The organism is Nonomuraea sp. NPDC051298 (assembly GCF_055586305.1).
Genome location: NZ_JBVJIM010000031.1, coordinates 1 through 21113, shown reverse-complemented (window position 1 = coordinate 21113; position 21113 = coordinate 1). Strand labels below are relative to the sequence as shown.

The following is a 21113-nucleotide window of genomic DNA, read 5'->3' as shown; positions in this document are numbered from 1 at the left end:
CTCGACATCCTTTAGCCTGAAGTCGCAAGCCTGAGCACCCAAGAGTCAGTCCACGATCTTGTCCACAAGCTCGTCGACTACTTTGTCCCTGGGCTTGTCCACGTCTAACGTGTCCACGTCGCTTGTCTGAGGATCTGAGGAGAGGACCCGTGATGGACGACCTGTTGCGCCTGGACGACCGGCTGAACGCCGACCAGCGACTGATCCGCGACACGGTCAGGTCCTTCGTCGCCGACCGCGTCCTGCCGTACGTCGGGGACTGGTTCGAGGAGGCCACCTTCCCGGCGCGCGAACTCGCGCCCGCCCTCGGCTCGCTCGGGCTCCTGGGAATGCACCTGCAGGGATACGGCTGCGCCGGCACGGACGCCGTCTCGTACGGCGTGGCCTGCCGCGAGTTGGAGGCGGGCGACTCGGGGCTGCGTTCGTTCGTGTCGGTGCAGGGGTCGCTGGCCATGTTCCCCATCTGGCGTTACGGCTCGGACGAGCAGAAGGAGGAGTGGCTGCCCCGGATGGCCGCGGGTGAGGCCATCGGCTGCTTCGGCCTGACCGAGCCCGATCACGGCTCCGACCCGGCGGGCATGCGTACCTATGCCAAGAAGGACGGATCCGACTGGATCCTGAACGGCTCCAAGATGTGGATCACGAACGGCTCGATCGCCGACGTGGCCATCGTCTGGGCGCAGACGGACGAGGGCGTCCGCGGTTTCGTCGTACCGACCGCCACTCCAGGATTCTCCGCCCCCGAGATCCACAAGAAGCTGTCCCTGCGGGCCTCGGTCACCTCCTCCCTCTATTTTGACGACGTACGCCTGCCCGCCTCGGCCGCCCTCCCCGGCGTCGTCGGGCTGCGCGGACCGCTGTCCTGCCTGTCGGAGGCCCGCTTCGGCATCCTCTGGGGCGTCGTCGGCGCCGCCCGCGCCTGCGTCGAGGCGGCGGTGGACTACGCGAAGACCCGCGTCCAGTTCGACAAGCCGATCGGCGCTTTCCAACTGACGCAGGAGAAGCTCGCCTGGATGTACGTCGGCCTGGCCCAATCCGGCCTCACGGCCCTCCACCTCGGCGAGCTCAAGGACGCCGGCAAACTGGAGCCCCGGCAGATCAGCTTCGGGAAGCTGGCCAACGTACGCGCCGCCCTGGACATCGCCCGCCAGGCCCGCAGCATCCTGGGCGGCAACGGGATCACGCTGGAGTACCCTGTGATCAGACACATGAACAACCTGGAAAGCGTCCTCACGTACGAGGGCACCCAGGAGATCCACACACTGGTGCTGGGAGAGGCGCTGACGGGGCTGGCGGCTTACCGGTGACAGAGGCGTCGCGGACAGGACGGTAACCTCTGTACCCTTGCTGTTGCTGGGGGCGTTAGCTCAATTGGCAGAGCTGCGGACTTTTAATCCGTAGGTTCCGGGTTCGAGCCCCGGGCGCCCTACCACCCTACACCCCATCTGACCTGCACTTTCTCGATTCTCGACCGCCTTCTGCGAGGTGAAGATGGCCGAGTTCATGCTCGTCACATGCTCTTCGGCACGCGTCCGGCACATCGGCGGGCCGACAGCGAGATCGAAATGAGCCGGTTTGCGCTGCCGGGTATCGTGTGGGTGCCGAAAATCATGTCACACAGCCTGATCTGGAGTTTTGCCGTGCTCGGCGGCTCGGCTCCGCCAGGATTGCAGCATGGCTCTACGGCTGCTGTACATGATCGTCTTGCGGGTGTTCGGCTGGATCGCGCTGCTCGCTCGATCACAGACGTCGAAAGACATCGAGATCCTCGTACTGCGCCACCAGCTCGCGGTCCTTCGTCGCCAGGTCGCCGCTCCCCGGCCATCGTGGGCCGACCGAGCGATCCTTTCCGCGCTGGCGCGGCTACTGCCCCGACGCCGCCGACACCACCTGTTCGTCACACCGCGGACGCTCCTGCGGTGGCATGCCGAGTTGGTGAAGCGACGGTGGACCCATCCCAAGCGCAAGCCGGGGCGACCACCGACCCGGCCCACCATCCGAGCCTTGGTGCTGCGCCTGGCCGCTGAGAATCCGATCTGGGGATACCGGCGCATCGCCGCAGAGATCGCCGGCCTGGGTCGCAAGGTCTCCCCTGCCACCGTATGGGCGATTCTGAAGAAGGCCGGAATCGATCCGGCTCCCCAGCGCAGCGACCCGTCCTGGACTCAGTTCCTGAAGGCCCAGGCGTCTGGAATCCTGGCCGCTGACTTCTTTCAGGTGGAGACGATCACACTCGCCCGACTGTACTGTTTCGCAGTCGTCGAGCACGCCACTCGCCGTGTCCACGTGCTGGGGGTCACGGCGAATCCGACCGCCGTCTGGGTTGCCCAGCAGGCCCGCAACCTCATGCTCGACCTGGGCGATCGAACCGGCGACTTCCGATTCTTGATCAGAGACCGGGACAGCATATTCACCGCTCTGTTCGATGAGGTGTTCAAAACGGAGGGCATCCGCGTGGTGCTCACTGCTCCACAGGCTCCCCGGATGAACGCGATCATGGAGCGCTGGGTGGGCAGCGTACGCCGCGAGATCCTCGACCGGATCCTCGTCATCAACACCGCGCACCTGCGCACCGTCCTCGCTCAGTACGAGGCCCATTTCAATGAGCACCGGCCGCACCGGGCGCTGGATCAAGCCAGCCCATTGCGGGCGCTGCCCGAACCTATCGATGCCGACATCACGGTCACTCGAAGAGACCGGCTCAGTGGCCTACTACACGAATACTCCCAGGTCGCATGAGGTGACACGGTATTCGGCACCCACACGCTTCCACCGAATCTACGAATGTAGTACAGGGACAGCCAAAAACTAACCAAGCAGCTTAAGATGTCGCAAAGCTTTTTCTACGCAGTCTCGAAGCTCTTCATCAGAGATATCATTCTCGTCGCGAAGCCCCGGATCCAAGGCATAGTCATCGATGGCGTAGAAGACGTCGTTCATGAGTTCGTCGAATCGAGGATGAAGTCGTTCGCCCTCATCCAGCGCTTGCCGTCGCGCCGACAGCCATTCTGAAACGAACAGCGAAATCTCTATTTGTCCTTGGCTAAACGACCGCATCAAGTTGAGCTGTAGCGCAGTATTCGACTCGGGATGCACCTCATGCGGCGAACGCCACGATTGCCAGTGCGGGCGATATTCGCTCGCCACATCCATGATGCCCGGATACGTTTCAGCAAGTCGGCGAGCATATCGAAAGAATCGCGCGCGAGCTTCGTCGATCCCGCAATCCAGACAGGCTCGAACGAACGTGTAGCTCCCAGCGAGCATGGAGTATCCAGCCCCTGTAAGCAGGATAGCATTGTCCAGATCGGGCAAGGCGAAGATAGCGCTTTCGTGACGATCGGGGAAGGCGACGGAAAGCGCAGAAGGTGACATATCCACTTGGAAAATCCGATTGACTACACGACCCTGCTCAATCGGAGCGACCCATGCATAGGTCACACCCAACTGTCGGGCCCCAGCGCACGCCCGACCTAGCAGCCCCCCCTCGCTGAGCGAGGTCTCCAGGATGGGTACTACCACCTTAGTACCGACATCCACCCACTCTTTCCTGAACCTGTGCGCCCCTTCCTGTAGCACCCGAGCAAGCTTAGCGACCATCTGGCGACGTTCGCTTTCGGCACGCTCTGCATCCATCACCACAGATACCCTTTATCGACAATGCCAGCGAACTGCTTACTTCCAAGTCTATATGCACTCCAGAAGGTTCCGTTCGTGTGCAACATCACCATCTTTCCTGAAGCAGGATCTATGAAACCGACCGCCTGGCCCTGACCTCTATAGTTAAATCTGTAGACTTTAGTTCCAGATGCAACCATGTGCGCTCTTAGCCTAGCTTCGAATTCCTTTAGGTTAGCCTTGTTCCTACTTGCAGTCATGCCGAAATCGCGAGCGTGAGCATCATATTTCTTAGAAAGCGTGCCCTGATTTGTGAAGTTAGCGAACTTTGCCCAGGCGTCACGGCAAGGCGAAGCGTTGTGGACAAGAACATCTACACTACCAGCAGATACGTGATAGGTCTCAGTATCGGCGACGGAGAGATTGTAGACGTGTTGTAATGCAGTCCATCGTCGGACCGAGTCAACCTGAACCCAGGTTCCCGCTGCTGTCTGAAGCCAGGCTCCTAACTGGAGATAGGTGGCATCAACCCATTCCTGCAGAGAAGGGACCCAGAAGGGATGCTGGGCCGTTGCAATTATCGACTGATGATCGACTGCACTCTCGCGCTCGACCGTGATGGTGATCTCGATCAGGTTCTTCATGCCGAAACTGTTGATCAGCGAGGTGACCTTCTTGGTCACCACTCCCCCGGTGGTGGGGTCGGCAGCCAAGACTTCGTCTCCGACGCGTACGTCTTCAATCGGTTTGCGGCTTCCGTCTGCCATCAAAACCAGGGTTCCCGGCACGAAGCTGCTCGTCGTGCACGCATTCCCTGCGGCTACCACTGCTTTTTGAACTTTGGGGAATTTGGCAAGAAATTTTCCTGCGCGAACGAAAGCCCCGCCCGGGATAAAGTTGGACGCAGCGAACAAGCATCCCACGGCGCTTCCATTAAAGCAAGCCTTAAAGTCCCCTACAAAGGTATCGTATACGCCAGTCCAGAAGCTCTTGAACTCGTCCCAAGCTTTCTCACTCGCTAGCTGCGCCTTCTGCTCAGGGGTTAGGCCAAGCGCGTCGACCAGGCGTTGGCAGTCCCCATTAGTCCATGCCCGTGCGCTCGCACTAGGACCAGCACAGACGTTGTAGTACTTCTCCGCCATAACCAATAGTGCCGCTGCTTCCAGCATCTCGGAGCACTGCTTGGTGGTCAGCGCCTTCTGGCATTCGGTGATCTGCTCGTCGACCGGCACAGCAGCCCCACCCGCGGGTGTGGGTCTTCCGTCCTTTTCCCATTGCTGCCTCCACCGGTGCTTGGCGTATCGAATGAGGATGTCAATTTCATCGTCGGTTGCTCCGAGATATGCCACCTCGATGATCTGATCGATGTCCTCCTTCAAGAGCCCCCAGAAGTCTTCTGTGATCGGTGTTCCGTTGGGCAGGTGACCCCGTCTGCGCATGTCGTCCGTGGTCATGACGAGGACAACGTTCCAGTCGATCTCCCCTGCGGTAAGACAGGCCGAACACACCTCGACCGCGCCGCCGCCTCCGTAGCAGCTGCCAATGCACGTGCCTCCGCCGCCGCTTGACGCTGAGGAACTGGTGTAGCCGCCGGCGAGGGAGCCGTTGTCGATGACGGTGTAATGGCCGGTGGGGTCAGTGCCGGTGAGGGGTGAGGCGTTGGCGTAGGTGTAGCGGTTGGCTTGGACGGAGGGGTTGGGGTTGAGATCTGCGGTGTCGCGACTGGTGAAGGTGCCGGTGCCGGGCTGGTACCAGCGGGCGTGCATGTTGACCTTGCCTGTGTCCGGGTCGGTGTATTCGCCCTGGTAGCCGAGGCTGGCCTTGGTTCCGGTCTGCGCGGTGACCGCGCCGAAGGGGTCGTAGGCGGTGGAGCTGGTGAGGGCGGTTCCGGTGTGGGTGGCGACGAGGTCGCCGTGGAGGTCGCTCAGAGTGGCGGTCGCAGCGTCGGTGCCTTCTTGGAGGCCGAGGAGGGCGCCGAAGGGGTCGCGCGCGTATTTGGCTTGGGTGCTGCCGCTGACGCTGATGGCGGCCAGGTCGTTGCTGAGGCCGGCGTAGTGGTGGGTCTGTTTGGTGGTGCCGGTGATGCGGGAGGTGACGCGGTCGAAGGCGTCGTAGGCGTAGAGGCTGTCGCCGTCGGCGATGAGCCGGTCGAAGGCGTCGAAGGTGAGCTGGGTGGTGGTGCCCGCCTTGGTGCTGGTGGCCGTGGTGCCGCGCGGAGTGTAGGTGTAGTCGGTGCCGTCACCGGAGGTGAGGCGGTTGCGTTCGTCGTAGGTGTAGGTCTTGTTGCCGGCCTTGGTGCGGTTGCCGGCGGCGTCCCATTCGTATGCGGTGACTGTGCCGCCGGGGGTGGTCCAGGAGGTGAGTCGGCCTGCGTGGTCGTAGGCGTAGGTGTTGGTGCCGGCTCCGGCCAGGCCGGTGGTGGTCTTGGTGGTGAGGTTGTCGTCGAGGTCCCACCCGTAGGTGATCTTCGCTAGTTCGGTGCCGGTGCTGCTCTTCAGGGTTTGTGAGGCGGGACGGCCTATGTCGTCGTAGCCGAAGGTCTGGGTGTTGGCCGGGTTGGTGGAGGTGAGGCTCTCCACGCGGCTGGCCTTGTCGTAGCCGTAGGTCCAGGTGCGTCCTGTGACCGGGTCCGATGCCGTGGCGACGCGGTTGGCGTTGTCCCAGGTGAAGGTGGCGGTCCCTGCGGCGTCGACGCGTTGGGCGAGGTTGCCGGCCTCGTCGTAGGCCATGGTGACGGGCTGGCCGGCTGGCTGGGTGAGCTTGGTGAGCAGGCCGCGGTCGTTGTATTCGAGGGTGTAGTCACCGGCTGTGGTGAGCTGTCCGGCGGGGTCGTAGCCGAAGGTGCGCTGGGCGGTGGCCGCGCCGCCGCCGCTGCCGTCCTCCTGCTTCAGACGGTTGAGGTGGTCGAAGGCGCGGGTGATCTGCACGCCGCCGGGCTGGAGGATGCCGGTGTTGTTGCCGGCCTGGTCGTAGCTGTAGGTCCAGGTGCGGTCGGCCTCGGCCGGGTGCTGGCTGGTGGCCGGTTCGATGACCTTCTCGGCCAGACTGAGGCTGTTGTAGCTGGTCCAGGTGGTGTTGCCGCGGCCGTCGGTCAGCTTGGTGCGGGCGCCGTTGGCGTCGTAGCCGAACCGGGTGACGATCTCCTCGCTCGCGGAGACAGGTTCGGTGAGCGTGGTGAGCCGGTTCAGCGCGTCGAAGCTCTGCCTGGTGGTGTGCTGTTCGGCCGAGGTCTGGCTGATCGGGTTGCCCGCCAGGTCGTAGCCGTAGCTGGCCGAACGCAGCACCGTGCCGGTGTCGTTGAGATCCTTGAGCTTGAGGTCCTTGACCCCGATCGGGCGGCCGGCCAGATCGTAGCTGGTCTCGCTGGCTCTCAAGGTGGCGTCGATGGCCCGCACCGGCCGCCCGGCCAGGTCGAAGGTACTGGTCGTGGTGTTCTGCGCGGGATCGGTGGTGCGCTCGACCTCACCGGCGGCATTCGGCGCGTACGTCGTGGACTTACCCCGGGGATCCACCGTGGCGGTGAGCATGCCCGCGTCGTTGTAAGTCAGCTTCGTCGTGTGAGCAGCAGGGGCCGGTTTGCGTTCGATCGTGGTCTCGGTGATCTGGCGGCCGAGGTCGTCGTAGGTGGCCTCGATCCGGGCACCGTTGGGATCCACACCGGCCAACTGCTCCCCGGCCCGGTTGAACTCGCTGATCCACACTCCGCCCGGCCCGGATGGCCCGGGGTCGGTCTGGCGGACAGGGTTGCCGAGCGCGTCGTAGTCGGTCGTGGTGGTGTAGCCGCGCGGGTCGGTGGTGGAGATTTGGCGGCCCGCCGCGTCGTAACCCTTTGCAATGGACGGGGTGACCGCGGTGCCGCCGGGCGGGGCGTAGGAAGGCATGGTCAGCCTCACCGCACGACCCGCCTTGTCGTAGGCGGTGGTGACGGTGCGGCCCTCCGCGTCGACGGTGTGCGTCTGGTTCCCGACAGTGTCGTACCCGGCCCGGACGACCGGCCGAGTAGTGGCCGAGTTCACACCCGCCTTGTCCACCTGCGCACTGGGCGCCTTGGTCTCGACCAGGCGGCCGAGCGCGTCGTAGCGCATCTCGGTGGTGTAGTCCGCCTTCGTGGCTCCGTCAGCGGTGCCGCGTGGGTCGGTGACGGCGCTGGTCAGGCCGCGGTCGTCGACCGTCCGGGTAGTGGTCAGGTCCTGGTCACCGTTCTCGATCGTCTGCCCGGTCCTGATCCCGGCGGCGTTGTAGGAGTAGCTGGTGATCTCCGTAGGGCCGCTATCGCCGCCGGTGCGGGTCTCCTTCGTGGTCAGACCGTTGGCGTCATAGGCGAAAGCGGTCCTGCGTTTGAGCTTGGCTGGATCGAGCGTGGCCGAGGTGAGACGGCTTGCGGCGTCGTAGACGAAGTCGGTGGTGGTGATGCCGTCACCGGTGACCTGCTTGGTGCGGTTGCCCGCCGCGTCGTAGGTGTTTTCCTCCAGCACCACGTCCGTGGGCGTGGTGGAGTCGTTGAGGTTGGCGTCATCGGCGATCGCTCGATAGAGCAGGTCGTGGTCGTAGTAGCTGTAGGAGGTCTTGCGGCCCATCGCGTCGGCGTGGGCGGCCAGTCGCCCGGCAGGGTCGTAGGAGAACGATTCGAGGACGATTTCCTTGGCCGGTTGGGGGTTGACCGGGCTGCCGGTCCAGTTCTTCAACGTCTTCGTGGCCGGCTCGCCGCGTTCGGTGTAGGTGTAGCCGAACACCGAACCGAGCTGGTCGGTGACGGTGTCCTGTAAGCCGCGCGTGTTCCACGTGGTGCGGACGACTCCGCCCTCGGCGTCGGTGGCGCTCTCCTGGCGGCCGTGCGTGTCGTAGGTGTAGGTGGTGGTCCGGGCCTGGTCGCCGCCGGTCAGGTCCGTGACGGTCGCGGTGAGCGTGTTGCCGTCCGCGTCGTAGGTGTAGCTGGTCTGGGCGGTGTGCGTGACGTTGGTGATCTCGTTCTTCACGCCCGGTGCCGTCTGCGAGGCGGGACGGCCGGCGACGTCGTAGGTGAAGGTGGTCTTCACCCCGTCCGGGTGGGCGTCGGAGATCTCGGTCTGCGAGATGACCCGGCCGAGCGCGTCATACTCGTAGGCGGTCACCAGACCGGTCGGATCGGTGCGCTCGGCCAGATCCCCCGCCGCCGTGTAGCGGAAGGCGGTGGAGTTGCCCTTGGGGTCGGTGCGGCTCTTGACCAGCCCGGCCGGGGTGTTACCGCCGCCTGCGGCCGGTTCGCTGCCGTCGGTGTAGGCGATGGTGGCTGAGCGGCCGTTGGGGAAGTCCAGCGTGGCCGGGGTGGTCTGCCTGTTCTGATCGCCGTACTGGTCGTACTCGAACGTGGTGGCGTAGGTGTTGTCAGCCCCGGAAGAGGAGCGTCCGTCGCGGACCGCGGTCAGCCGGTCGTTACGCGGGTCGAACTCGTCGTCCTTATTGACCTGGTAGCTGTACCAGCGGTGGTTGAACGCCGGCGGATCGCCCGGGGACGGAAGCCCGAAGCACGCATACGGCTGCCCGCCGGAACTGCCGACCCGGCATTGCACCGAATACCACAGATTGCCGCGATCGTCGTAGCCGGTCCGGGTGACCACGCCGTTCGGGTCCTTGACCAACCGCGGATAGCCGTTGGCATCGTATTCGAAGGTGGTCTTGAACCCGCTCTGGTCGGTATAGGCGGTCATCCGGTAGCCGCGCCACGCGTCGCGTTCCAGCCGCAGGTCCTTGCCGGCCGGATCGGTCACCGTGACGACCGCAAGGCCGGTCTTGGGGTCGATCCGGCTCGGCTCGGCGATCTTCCACAGACCGCCGTGCTCATCGGTATGCGTCAGCAGCCGGTCCTTGCCGCCGTCATAGGTGTTCTCCGCCCAGATCCGGCCCGACGGCAGAGTGATCTTCGACAGCAGGTGCGGGGCGGCGAGCCGGGCCGCGTAATGCTCCCCCACATCCGCCGTGCCCAGAGCACGGTCGTAGAGGGCGACCTCATCGATGCTACCGACGAATCCCCACTCGGTGGTGACCAGATCGCCCGGCCCCAGCGGCTTGCCGGCCGGCAAGCCACCGCTGGTGAGGCCATGGCCGAGCGAGGTGTAGGCCATCCAGTTGTGGTCGATCTTGCCGGACAGTGAGCCGACCGCGATCCCGTCCAGATAGAGGGTCTGGGAGCTGCCCGACCCGGCCAGCACCGCGTGATGCCATTGGCCGTTGTTGACCGCCGTCGGCGAGGTGATAGGGGACAAGATGGGCGAACCGGCGGCATTGAGGGTACGGAACTGACCACGCAGCTTGCCGTCGGTGCCGACATACAACACCGTCGTGCCAGGGCCGACCAAGGAGGGGACCGAAGGAGGCATCTGCGACGCGGTGTAGGCCAGGATGCCCGAGGAGGTGGTCTTGAACCACAGCTCCAGCGACAACTGGTCCTGCAGACGAGCTACAACACTGTCGGGCAGCGTCACCTTGGATTGACCGGTGAATCCGGCCGCGGAGTCCGTCGACCCGGCCAACGCACCCGGCTCCCGCAGGGACACCCCGCTGTAACCAGCCGGCCCCGCGCCCCACCCCAGGTCGCGGATCTCCGCATTCCCCCCGATCGGCCCGCAGAAGATGGGGCTGATCTCGCATCGCGGGTCGGTGGGCGTCGGTGTGGGAGCAGGCGCGGTGTACGGATCGCCCAGCCGCCAATAGCCCACCGGCTCATCGTCCTCGACCAGGCCCCGATACTGCGAGCCGGTGCTATGACCGTAGGTCGTGCACTTCGGCGTCTCCCCCGGGCTGCAGGCGGTGGCCAGCCTGTCTCCGTCATAGGTGTACGTCCACGTCAGCAACGCACCGTCGACCGCGTCGGTGGACACACTGCCGACATGCGCGCCGCTCCAGGTGAACGTCAACGACCGGCCACCCACACCGGTGACCTTGGCCAGCTTGCCGTCACCGTCATAGGTGAGATCCTCGGCCCGCCCGCGGGCGTCCACAACCCTGACCAGCCGACCCTGAACATTGAAGTGGTAGACGGTGGAGGTCTTGTCCATCAACCTCCACCCACCGCCGGGCACCTCGGCAAGCGTGGCGTGCATGCCGGGCGGCGGCTGGAATGCACCGCCTCCCTTTGCCGCGAACCGTAATCTGCGGCCGTCGGGATAGGTCACCAGCAGACTCGCACCCGACTCCGCGACGATGCGCATGTCGAAACGGGTCGACCAGCCGGTACCGAACAAGCCGTCACGACGCGCGTCCATACTGTTGTACGTACGCACCACCGACAACGCCGGCCCAGCGGTCGCGACCGAGGCATCCACCACCGTGGTGGTGTAGTTACCCGAAACCGCCTGAAACTCCTGCCCGCTACGATCCCGGGTGGCCAACTGCGAGCCGATCGACGGCTGCCGCACACCCGTAACGAACGTGCGATACACCGAGGTGTCCGCCGTCCCCGCCGCGTCGGTGACCGTCACCTTCCACGCATAGGTGACGCCCCACTTGAGCTTGCCCGCCGGGACCTTCCAACTGTTCACCCCGGGCTCGAGCTGCCCCGACGACGCCGCCGGCCCATGCAACGTCCCATCGGGATCCCGCCGAAAACACCACAGATCATATTCGGACTCGTAGCTCACCGCGGAGTCGCCGTCCGGGGCCGCGCACACCATGAAGTCATACCGGTACGGCGCCGTCCCGCCTTCGGCATGCGCAAGCAGCGTCGGCGTCGCCGACACCGCCATCGCGCCGCTGAGCGGCCACATATCCTTCACCACCGGAGCGCCCGCCGCCGACGCGTCCTGCGCCTCGACCCGCGCCACCCCCGCCGGCAGGTCACGCTCCACCGCCACCATGCCCTGCTCGCGCGAGGCCAGGTCCGGACCACTGACCTGCTTCGGCAACCTGACCTCGCCGGCGCCGCTCCCACTCTGCGCCGCAACAGAAGCCATCGTCGACTCCGCCGCCACCACCGGCGGCAAGCCTCCACGGCCCACACCCATCCGCTGCTGCGGTGTATCCGGCACAGCCAGCGCATTCTGCACCGCCGCAGCAGCATCCCCCGCATACGCGACCACAGGTAAAACGGCAACCTGCGTCACACCAGGCAACAGCGCCAAAAAGATCCCCAGGCGTACGCCTACAAAACGGCGCCGCGAACGAGCCCATGCCAAATTCCGGCGCATACGCCGTCACGCTCCGAACCACAACGAGGCACACCACACCGGGTGCCAGACGTCGCTCCACCCCACCCGGCGAGAAGCGAGCTTCCCGACTCGTGCGGCTCGGAGCAGTTACCAAACGGGCAAATCGTAACCAGCGCAAGATCAGCCAACAAGAGCGAATCTAGCTATACAACAAGCACGGAAGGTGACGTACCAGATGAAACCACGCACAAGGGGTCACCAGCACCCACACAACAACCCGCGCCGCCAGAAACTTGAGTTACGTGAGCCAAGCCATGTCAACGGGTACCGCATGTGCACATGGCCTGAGCTGGCGCTTCTTCGGGTGAGCAAGGCCGCCCAGTAGCACTCGTTGACCGCTCCGCTCAGCACTCGACGGGGCTCGATCTGGCCTTCCATTGGCACCACAATCCGCTTGCCTTGATCAGGTGGACGTTGGTGGAGAGACTGGTGCGGCCGATGCCCGCCGTAGCACTCGGCTCACTCCCCAACACTGATCGAAGGTGGCATTCGTCGTGGATCAGCGTCCGGGCAGTGCATCCGACTCGAACGGTGCGCACCCAGAGTTTGGCATAGCAATTGGCTCGAGGTGTCCGCGGGGCGTCTTCGCCACCGAGATACTCACGGCATTAATGCCCCCATCGCAAACCGCCATCTATGGGACAAACCCAGTAGTCAAGGCAACGCAATCGAGAGCGGGTCCCCGCGAACGCTACGACCGGATGCTCGAAACGTGCTCTTCGGCCCGCGGCACGGCTTACCATCGGGCGATATTCTTGGACATTGCAAAGGTGGACATTTACGGGTTGAGCGATACAATAAAACACGTTTAGATGTTGACTGATATAAAAGCTGCCGACTTTTAATCCGTAGGTTCCGGGTTCGAGCCCCGGGCGCCCTACCACCCTATACCCCATCTGACCTGCACTTTCTCGATTCTCGACCCTCTTCTGCGAGGCGGAGATGGCCGAGTTCATGCTCGTCACATGCTCTTCGGCACACGTCCGGCACATCGGCGGGCCGACAGCGAGGGCGAACTGTGCCGGTTTGCGTCGTCGGCGATCGGGCGCATCAGGCCGGATCGTAAAGCCAGACTTGCAGAACACCCATCAGAAGGGCCGGGTAGAAGGGGTTGGCGGGAAGGACACGCCCGGCTTGTCCGCAGACCCGTCCAAGCGCTGGTCAAGCCGCCTTTCGGTCGAGTTCGCTCGCCTTCACAGTGGCTGCCGTTTTGACCTCCCCTGGGACTCTGCTGGTTAACTCGGATTGGTGGCTCCGGTTCATGATCTGATGGTGCCTGTCCTGATCATGAACGGTGTGGCAGCAGTCGTCGTTATCTTCGTCCTGGCTGTCGGGGTGGATGGAGGCGGCGATGTCGATGCAGCCGATGCCGTGGCCGGAGCCGGAGCCGAAGGTCGCGGCGGCGATCCAGGCCATCTACGGGGGTAAGCGGTCTTCGATCGCGTGTGGCCGCCTGGGGGGTGGAGTACTGGTGAAAGGGGCAGTCCCCTGGTCGGCCCGGAGCTCCCAGAGCTGCAGCGAGCCGCCGCTCAACCTGGCCGGCTGCGCCCGCCCCCTGGCCGGAGCGCCTTCCATTCCATCGCAAAAGGGGGTGGGGGTGTCGAAGGATGATCGTTACCATCGCTAGGGGGCGAGGGGACGTCCAGCCGGCTGTGCTGCCAGAACTCTCCAGCCTCCAGGTATGAAGGTCCAACTGAGGCGCAATTGAAAGGAAGACCGTGGGCGAAGACTATGCATCCGAAGCCACACAGTTCATCGAGTCCTATTACTCAACGTTCGATACGAATTTCAAAGATATCGGGAGCATGTACCGGGAGAGCTCGGTTCTGATCTATACAGAAAACAGGATCGACGGTTCCGACAAGGTCGTAGGCGTGGACAGCATCGTGCAGAAGCTCCAGGAGATCAACTCCTGGAGCGACAAGGGCATCAAGCACGACGTCTACCTGCCCATCGACGTGCTACCCATGGCAGACGGCTCCCTACTCGCTGTGGCGACAGGGGTGTTCAACCCAAGTGGTGAACTGTCGCTACACTTCGCCGACACGTTCGTGCTCATGCAGGATGACGGCGCGTACTACATCGGCTATGCCATCATCAATATGATTGATTTCATAACTTGATGATTGATAGTTGTTGCCTGAACTCTATTCCGGGTGAGTTCAGTTCCCTCTCGGGGCCTCGCGGTTGGATCCGCTGCAGCTCTGGGAGTTCCGGGCCGACCAGGGGACTGCCCTTTCACCGATACTTGGTCTGCATCCCTTACATGCCTGACAAGATCACCTCGCTCTGACCTGCGAGAAGATCGAATAACCCAAGATAACGATTGAGGCCAGGGTCGCCGAAGCCTTGTATGAGGACATAACCGATCGTCCACCGTCCGATCCCCGGAATCTCGCCCTGCCTCCGGCGGGCCTCTTCCCGGTCGGCGTCCCGGCCCACCGTGAAGGGCGTGGGCGGGAACGTGTGGGTGATGGACCCTGTGGGGCTCAAAAACTCGAATCACTTCCAGCGCAGAGACGTCTCCGGGCGGCAGGGTCGAGGGGACTGAGTCGCTGATCCTGCTTGCCTGGGATCATGTTTCGTGATCTTGTTCACGATGTACGTGGCGTCTGCTGTCTTTGCCCGCTCTTCAGCTACCCCGCGACGTGCCCAAGGATGCGGAGCTGATGGTGCTTCGACATCGAACATGCCGTACACCGCGGGTCGTGGGATCTCGCACCCAGCGTAAGGCCGCCCGTCACGCGAGCACGCTGGCCCTGATCTCGGTCAAACGGAGGCCGTGGTCGATGTCGCCCGGGATCGTGAGCGCGAACGGCCGCCGGACACGCTGATCGACCTCGACCGGGAACCGCCGGATGGTGGGGGTCGTCTTTCATAACGTGCCCGCCAGTCAGGCCTCGATGGCCAGCAGCGAGCGCAACTCTCCTACTGCCGGCCGGTCCCGCTGCTCTAGCGGTACCGCGCGCAGGACCATGCGCGCCGTCTCCAGGATGTGGTTGGTCTGGAAGCCGGCGGGCAGCGAGTCGATCAGCTCGGCTGCGAGTCTGGCGCCCTCATCCCCTCCGCCAAGCGCAGCCGTGCTGATCGCCTCATGGAGTTTGGCATTCATGCGGTACTGGTAGGACCGCTCGGGAATGATCTGAAGAACCCAGTCGCGAGCAGCGTCTGCCGCTGCCTCGTTGTGCGAGTAGGCGGCTACCCAGCTTTCGGCGAACGGGATCTGATCCGGCTTGAAGAAGTCCCAGCGATCGCCAGCGATCCCCTTGTCCATGTGATCATGGAGATCTCGCAGGATACCGGCCGCTTCCTTTGAACGATTCAGCAGCGCCAGCGCCTTGGCCCTGGCGGTCATGAGCCGAGGCCATGGACGACGACTGATCTGGTGAGCATTCTCGATCAGCCGTAGGACGGTCTCAGGCTCTCGCTGCCCGTACAGACCGTGAATTGCCTCTTCGCTGCGAACCAGAAGACGGAGCTCAAGGTCTCTGGAGGCGTCAGCGGTCTTACGAGCGGTGCTCCACCAGCGGATGGCAGCCCCGTGGTCGCTGACCCGGGTCAGTGCGTTGGCCTGGATGACGGCCAGCAGGGCCGCCACTCGGTACAGCTCGGTCAGCTCGTCACCGGACGTGGTGTGCATCTGCTGTCGAAGGGCGTAGAGGTCGATCGACAGGCCCTTGATGACCTGGGCGGGTGGGTGTGTGCGCAGGGCGTGCAGGTGATCGGCCCGTGCGATATCCCAGTCCTCGGCACTGCGAGGTCGATCAGTCGTGTGATCGAGTTCCTGTCGAACGATCTCGTCGAAGCCGACGATTCCCACACTGGCAGCTAGCCCGAACAGCCGTCGGCGTTCCGTGGCATCCTCCCCGGTTTCCCCGTACTGGTCGTTTATATCCAGAGTACGCACTGGACTCAGTCGGGCGACAGAAGGGAGAATCTCCGCATTTGGAGCTGATCTATTCTCATTTCTCTCAGATGCCTCGATAAGCGCGCCTTGCGCATTGGTCGCGGCTTCCAGCGCTTCGATCACTGTACGGGTTGGCTTCCTCTGCCCGTTTTCCAGCTTGTAGACGTAGCTGGTGGAGATACCCGCCGCATTCGCCACCGCTCCCAGGGTGCGGTTGCCGCGTAGGTGGCGCAGGACCTGCCCGAACGTCTCTTCGCCCACCATCGCCTCCGTGCGCCCGAGATCTTTTTCCCTACTTTTCCCCGCAGCCCAGGGAACGGCGGGGAACGTGTGTCCAACGCGAAATATGGACTGCGACTCCCTGTGCTGGCCACGCTACTGCTGAACGGCGTAAACGTCGCACTGAATCACTTCGGCGCACCTCAATACGCATGCGGTCCACGTTTGGAGCCTTCGAATGTCCCTCGTCAATGCCGAGTTGCACGCTCTCACTGATCTCGCGACCCATGACCCTGAGACCAGGGCGTTGCTCCACCTCGATCTGAAGGACCTCCAACTCTCCGTCCTGCGCACCGCCTTTCAGAGTTGGGATATCTGGTACGGGCTCGACTCGTCAGACCATTGTGTTGGGACGGCTCGCCCGCACTGGGTGCTGACGCTCGAGACCGCCAGGGCTCGCGTGCTGCCGGAGGTTCAGAGAGGCGACCCGATCGCTCTCATGGCCGTACTGGCGACGCAGCAGGCGATCGTCCAGCGCCTGGCCGGTCCCCGCCCGTGAAGCCCTCGGCCCGCCGTGTGGGGCAGGCTGCGGGCCGGGCACCAGGCCGGGCCTCGTGTCCGGCGCCATCGAAGAACCAAACCGTAAGGGAGAACTTTCATGACAGCCAGATCGATTCAGCCCGACCTGTGGGCGGTAGCCGTGGATGAGGCCAAGTTCACGCTGCTTGATGGCACGGGCATCGAGTATGCGGCGATCGGGGACGGCGACGACTACGCCGTTCGCGACGAGGACCGGCCGCAGGTCGAGATCCGCCGGCCCGGTGACGACTTCCGCACGCTGGGCGCGCTCCTCGGCCGCGGCCCCGGAGGCGATTCCTCGGACGAGGACCTCCACGACATCGACGTGGAGGAAGACCGGTACGAGGTGGCCGAGGAGACGCGACTGGAGTACGCCAGGGTCAACGACCACGACGCCTACAGCGTCCGCGACCAGCAGCACCCGGGCGAGATTCGCAGGCCCGGCAACGACTGGCGCAGGCTCGGCACCATTCTCTGACGCTGGCCTATGAGACGGGCCGGGGCGATGCTGGAGATCCGCTGGAGATCTGCCCCGGGACCTGGCCGGCGCGGCGGCGACGCGGCCCACACCCCGTACGGCCTTCCGCCGCCGCGCCACCGGAAGCGATCACTTTGTCCATTCGGGGAGCCGCACACCCTATGCACGGGAGATCGGCTGTGACCTCCACCGGCCCGCAGAAGTGCACACAGTGCAACGCCGACGTGATCGTGGCTCGGCTGCTCGCAACGAGCCGGCCGATCGTCCTGAACGCCGAGACCATCGCGGGCGGCGACTACACGATCTGGGCGAACGGCAACGCGGCCGGTTACACCTGGATCGGGCGTGCCCGCCCCGCGCACGTGCGCCCTCCCAAGAAGGGCGGCCCTGCTGAGTGGGACGGCCGAGCCGAGGCTGACCGGCGCCTGTGGTGGGTCGAGCACCAGCACAACAAGACGTCACAGCAGATCATCGATCTGCGGGAGCCCGCATGACTTGTGAGATCACACGCGGCACACCCGCCGCCACCTGAAAACGCCCGCGCGCTGACGATCGAGAACGAGCGAGACACACACGGTGATCTACTACCCACCCACACGGGTCGATCTTCACGAACTTCACGAACTCGGCACCCTCCGGCTCGCGCTCAGCGACCGGGCTCCGTACCTGGCCCGCGACGCGATCGGCCGATGGCTCACCATCGAGCATCCCGCCCGGGAAATCGTGACCCTGGCGGCATCGGAGCTGGTCACCAACGCCGTCAGACACTCCGACGCCTCCAGCACCAGCGACGACACCGACACCGACGTCATCACGCTCGACCTGTCGCAGGCACCGGACTACCTCCGGCTGTCGGTAACCGATCCCGGATCAGCGTGTACCACCCCGCCCACCATCCCACCCCAGACACCCAATCCGTACTCCGAGCATGGGCGCGGGCTGGCGACCGTGCAACGCCTGTCGCGCGGACGATGGGGAAGCTACCAGACACCCACCAGAAGACTGCGCCTGGTCTGGTGCCACCTCGACCGCCACCCCACCCCGGCGCAACTGCAGGAGCTGTTCAGCGCCCCACCCTAACCGGCCCTCCGCCTCACTCCCGGAGAACCACTGCGCACCCATCACCGTCTGCTCATACCCATTCTCGTGATCGCCGCCGCCGCTTGCGCCGGCTGGATCACCGCCACCCCCTGCATCTCCAGGTGGGTAATCGTCGCACTGCTCGTCCTCGAGCCGAGTGCCTTTGGGGCCACTCCCCCTGCTCTGGCGCCGCCAGCAAGCCCCAAACCCGAGCTGCTCAGGCTCGCTGTTCGACCCCTGATCCCCGCGCAGCACGAGCAGCCCCTCCCGCAATACCGCTTCCCCCATGAATGGAGTCCTTATCGTGTCGCACCAAAAGATGATCAGTGTGCTGGCCCTGCTGTCGACCGCCGGCTACGTCACCTTCGCCCTGCTGGCCCCCGACAGTGTGACCAAGCCGATCACTCAAGGCCTGGTCGTGGGCCTGCTGATCGCCTGCCTCGGGGCCAGCCTGCGGGCCGTCTACCTGGCACGACGAGCCGCCCACCGCGACCGGCCACATCCCGAACACCCACAGCCGCCCTCCCCGCCCGCCCCGTGAACAGCAGACCCTCTCCCTCCCCCAGCAGCCATCCACCCATGTTCGGAGTCAGCCATGCCCAACCCCATCGCCCCCGCGGTGCCCGCCGCTGTGGCCGCCGAAGCCTCCACCCACCTCGAGAACCTACAAGAGGCGCTGCAGAGCCTCGGCCTGCACGCTCGCCTGCTCACCCAGGACAACCGACTACCGCGCCTGCGCGTGATCAACCCCAAAGCCACCGCCCTGTCCGAGATCATCTCCGCCGCACCGCGACACGGCCAATGGCTGTTTTCGTGGTCATGGAACGAGCCCATCACCGAGGTCACCCAACTCGCCACAGCAGCCGAGCGCATCTGCCACGTCCTGGCCGCAACACCCCCGAACGCGCTCTCACCCACCACCGCGTAGCCCGCTCAGCGCGACACGACCGATGCCCGGTGCCGCGTACGGATGCCCACTATCCGGCGCCCCGGTAATAGCGGATCAATGGCCGGGTCGCGCCCCTTCGGGCCATCCCCACCGGCCGCACCGCGCCGCCGCGCTCGGGCGCATGGCCCGCTTTCATCCAGCGTTACCCGCTGACGGAACGGGCTGAGGTGGGTTGCAGTGCCGATGAATTGTCGGGCGAACGCTGAGGATGACGCGCGGTCCTACTCAACGCTTTCTCAAACCTGGTGGCAGGCCGGTTTCAAGAACCCCCGGTAGGTCACCCACACGGTGATGATCACGGCCTCCCCCCGTACGCCTGATCGTCACCCGGGGCGGTCCCTTCGCCTTGGGGACAATCGCGGAAACCATCGGAAGCCAAGAGCCGCGATGCGAGGGACCGCCCCACCCACAGACGTCCGGCAGCGGCATCCCCCTCAAGCGTGTGCCGCTGCCGGGCTCAACCCGTGCGGGTAAGACTCAGATGCGCCCTTCACCAGGCAGCGTCACCCCTCCCTTACCCGCACGAGTTCCTCTCTGCCGGAGGCCGGTCAGTCGCGCGACTGACCGGCCTCCGGCCAACTCTCCCTGGCCTCGTGACGGCTAGTACTCCAGTGACACTTCGCGATCATGGTTGGGATCTGTGCTGGTAGTGGCAGCGTCGGGCGGTGGCTTGATGCCGGCGGCGCCATTGTGACCAGTGCAGAACCTGCCGGATGGTGCGGTGGCGGGCCAGGATGAGAACGGCCAGCAGCCGGCGGATCTCGGGCATGGTCAGCGCGGTGTGCTCCTCGTCGCAGGGGCGCTGGGTGGCGGCGATGGCGGCCAGGAAGGCCAGGGCGAGCATCGCCAACGTGATGTGCCGGTGCCAGGCCGTCCAGCCGCGCACCTGGTAGTGATCCAGCCCGACCTGACCCTTGGCCGCTTGGAAAGACTCCTCCACCGCCCACCGGGCACCCGCGATCTTCACCAAGGTCATCAGCGGCATCGGCGTGGGCGCGCCACAACGGTAGAAGGCGAGCTCGCCGGTGGTCAGATTGCGGCGGATCAGCAGCCACCGGTATCCCGCGCGGTGGTTTCGTCGATGCGCGCCCACGCCCAGGCGTACCAGCGCGGGCCCTCGGCGCCCTGGCCGGCGCGGTAGCGGTGCCAGTGCCGATCGGCCACGCCGGCGGCGATGTCGGCCACACTGTGATCGGCGCCGTCGAGGCTCACTCGCCGGTTGCCCGCGATCGCCAGCACGTAGCCGAGGCGGCGCCGTTCCAGCAGGGCACGCAGACGCGGGTCCTGGCCGTAAACCTCGTCACCGCTCACCCACCGTGCCGACAGCCCGGCATCCAGCGCATCGGCGATCATCTCGGCCGCCAGGGCGGGCTTGGTGGCGAACGCGGCCTGCTCGGGCACCCCGGCCGCGGCGCATCGGCCGGGATCGGCCAGCCAGGAGTGCTCGGGCAGGTAGAGCCTGCGGTCCAGCAGCGCCCGCCCTCGCGGTGTGGCGTAGGCCAGGAACACGCCGACCTGGCTGTTCTCGATCCGCCCGGCGGTGCCGGTGTATTGCCTCTGCACCCCGGCCGAGTCGCGGCCCTTCTTGATGAAGCCGGTCTCATCCACGATCAGCACCCCGTCCTCGCCGAGCTGCTCGGCGACGTAGCCGCGCAGGTCATCGCGTACGGCGTCGGCGTCCCAGCGCGCGGTGCGCAGCAGGCGCTGCATGGTCTGCGGGCCGGTCAGCCCGGCGTGCTCGGCCAGACTCCAGCAGTTCTTGCGTTCGAGGTCGGACAGCAGCCCACGGACATAGGCGGTGGCGGCGCGACCTGGCTCGACGCGACTGAACCTGCCGGCGATCCGGCTCATCAGGTCGTTGAAGGTGACCATCCAGCCGTCAGGGTCTAGAGTGTCGGCCACGGCCATCACGCGATCTTCAGATGTCTTCACAAACTCCGAATGATCACGTGGTGGCCGTCTTCATGCCACCTCAACGCCCGAGATCGCGAAGCGTCACTGGAGTACTAGTGGCCCGTCACGCAACCTTGGCCGGGTAACTGGTCCAGCTTCGGATGGGTGAAGTGGCGGCGAAGCTGGTCTTCGGTTGGGCACGGGCGT

Annotated in this window: 13 protein-coding genes, 1 tRNA gene and 1 pseudogene; 10 read left to right on the top strand and 5 right to left on the bottom strand. The window is 64.9% G+C overall.

Going from position 1 to position 21113, the window contains the following annotated elements; translation table 11 throughout:
• The first annotated feature begins 152 nt into the window (after positions 1 to 152).
• The 3 genes from ACZ6S0_RS46550 to ACZ6S0_RS46540 all read left to right on the top strand — a co-directional run bounded on the left by ACZ6S0_RS46550 (position 153) and on the right by ACZ6S0_RS46540 (position 2739).
• On the top strand, positions 153 to 1307 hold the full coding sequence (locus ACZ6S0_RS46550; protein WP_465926364.1) for an acyl-CoA dehydrogenase family protein: 1155 nt from the start codon (positions 153 to 155) through the stop codon (positions 1305 to 1307).
• 49 nt (positions 1308 to 1356) lie between these two features.
• Positions 1357 to 1432, top strand: a tRNA-Lys gene (locus ACZ6S0_RS46545).
• Positions 1433 to 1674: 242 nt separating this feature from the next.
• Positions 1675 to 2739: an integrase core domain-containing protein gene (locus tag ACZ6S0_RS46540; RefSeq protein ID WP_465926362.1), complete on the top strand. Its 1065-nt coding sequence runs from the start codon at positions 1675 to 1677 to the stop codon at positions 2737 to 2739.
• 69 nt (positions 2740 to 2808) lie between these two features.
• On the opposite strand, the gene ACZ6S0_RS46535 is transcribed toward ACZ6S0_RS46540, so the two are convergent.
• The 3 genes from ACZ6S0_RS46535 to ACZ6S0_RS46525 form a co-directional block, all read right to left on the bottom strand.
• Entirely contained in the window at positions 2809 to 3636 is an 828-nt protein-coding gene (locus ACZ6S0_RS46535) for a colicin immunity domain-containing protein (protein WP_465926493.1), read from the bottom strand.
• Positions 3636 to 11714: an RHS repeat-associated core domain-containing protein gene (locus tag ACZ6S0_RS46530; protein WP_465926360.1), complete on the bottom strand. Its 8079-nt coding sequence runs from the start codon at positions 11712 to 11714 to the stop codon at positions 3636 to 3638. Before ACZ6S0_RS46530 ends, ACZ6S0_RS46535 begins: the two co-directional genes overlap by 1 nt.
• Positions 11715 to 12962: 1248 nt before the next feature.
• Positions 12963 to 13217 carry a hypothetical protein gene (locus ACZ6S0_RS46525; protein WP_465926358.1) on the bottom strand — a complete coding sequence of 85 codons (255 nt, stop codon included), beginning with the start codon at positions 13215 to 13217 and terminating at the stop codon, positions 12963 to 12965.
• Between the two features lie 302 nt (positions 13218 to 13519).
• Between ACZ6S0_RS46525 and ACZ6S0_RS46520 the strand changes: the two genes are divergently transcribed.
• Entirely contained in the window at positions 13520 to 13924 is a 405-nt protein-coding gene (locus ACZ6S0_RS46520) for a ketosteroid isomerase family protein (RefSeq protein WP_465926356.1), read from the top strand.
• A gap of 770 nt (positions 13925 to 14694) precedes the next feature.
• Here ACZ6S0_RS46520 and ACZ6S0_RS46515 read toward each other — a convergent pair.
• Positions 14695 to 15972 (bottom strand): helix-turn-helix domain-containing protein, encoded by a 1278-nt coding sequence (locus ACZ6S0_RS46515; protein WP_465926354.1) that lies wholly within the window; start codon positions 15970 to 15972, stop codon positions 14695 to 14697.
• 193 nt (positions 15973 to 16165) lie between these two features.
• Between ACZ6S0_RS46515 and ACZ6S0_RS46510 the strand changes: the two genes are divergently transcribed.
• The 6 genes from ACZ6S0_RS46510 to ACZ6S0_RS46485 all read left to right on the top strand — a co-directional run bounded on the left by ACZ6S0_RS46510 (position 16166) and on the right by ACZ6S0_RS46485 (position 18992).
• Positions 16166 to 16486: a hypothetical protein gene (locus ACZ6S0_RS46510; protein WP_465926352.1), complete on the top strand. Its 321-nt coding sequence runs from the start codon at positions 16166 to 16168 to the stop codon at positions 16484 to 16486.
• A 99-nt stretch (positions 16487 to 16585) separates the two neighbouring features.
• Entirely contained in the window at positions 16586 to 16984 is a 399-nt protein-coding gene (locus tag ACZ6S0_RS46505) for a hypothetical protein (protein WP_465926350.1), read from the top strand.
• 179 nt (positions 16985 to 17163) lie between these two features.
• On the top strand, positions 17164 to 17478 hold the full coding sequence (locus ACZ6S0_RS46500; protein ID WP_465926348.1) for a hypothetical protein: 315 nt from the start codon (positions 17164 to 17166) through the stop codon (positions 17476 to 17478).
• 82 nt (positions 17479 to 17560) lie between these two features.
• Positions 17561 to 18064, top strand: a complete 504-nt coding sequence (locus ACZ6S0_RS46495; protein ID WP_465926346.1) for an ATP-binding protein — start codon at positions 17561 to 17563, stop codon at positions 18062 to 18064.
• Between the two features lie 304 nt (positions 18065 to 18368).
• Positions 18369 to 18605 (top strand): hypothetical protein, encoded by a 237-nt coding sequence (locus tag ACZ6S0_RS46490; protein ID WP_465926344.1) that lies wholly within the window; start codon positions 18369 to 18371, stop codon positions 18603 to 18605.
• Positions 18606 to 18659: 54 nt separating this feature from the next.
• The gene (locus tag ACZ6S0_RS46485; protein WP_465926342.1) at positions 18660 to 18992 is read left to right on the top strand and encodes a hypothetical protein; all 333 of its coding nucleotides are present in this window, start codon (positions 18660 to 18662) and stop codon (positions 18990 to 18992) included.
• 646 nt (positions 18993 to 19638) lie between these two features.
• Here the strand turns inward: ACZ6S0_RS46485 and ACZ6S0_RS46480 are convergent.
• Positions 19639 to 20921 (bottom strand): annotated as a pseudogene (locus ACZ6S0_RS46480) (IS701 family transposase).
• Positions 20922 to 21113 lie beyond the last annotated feature (192 nt).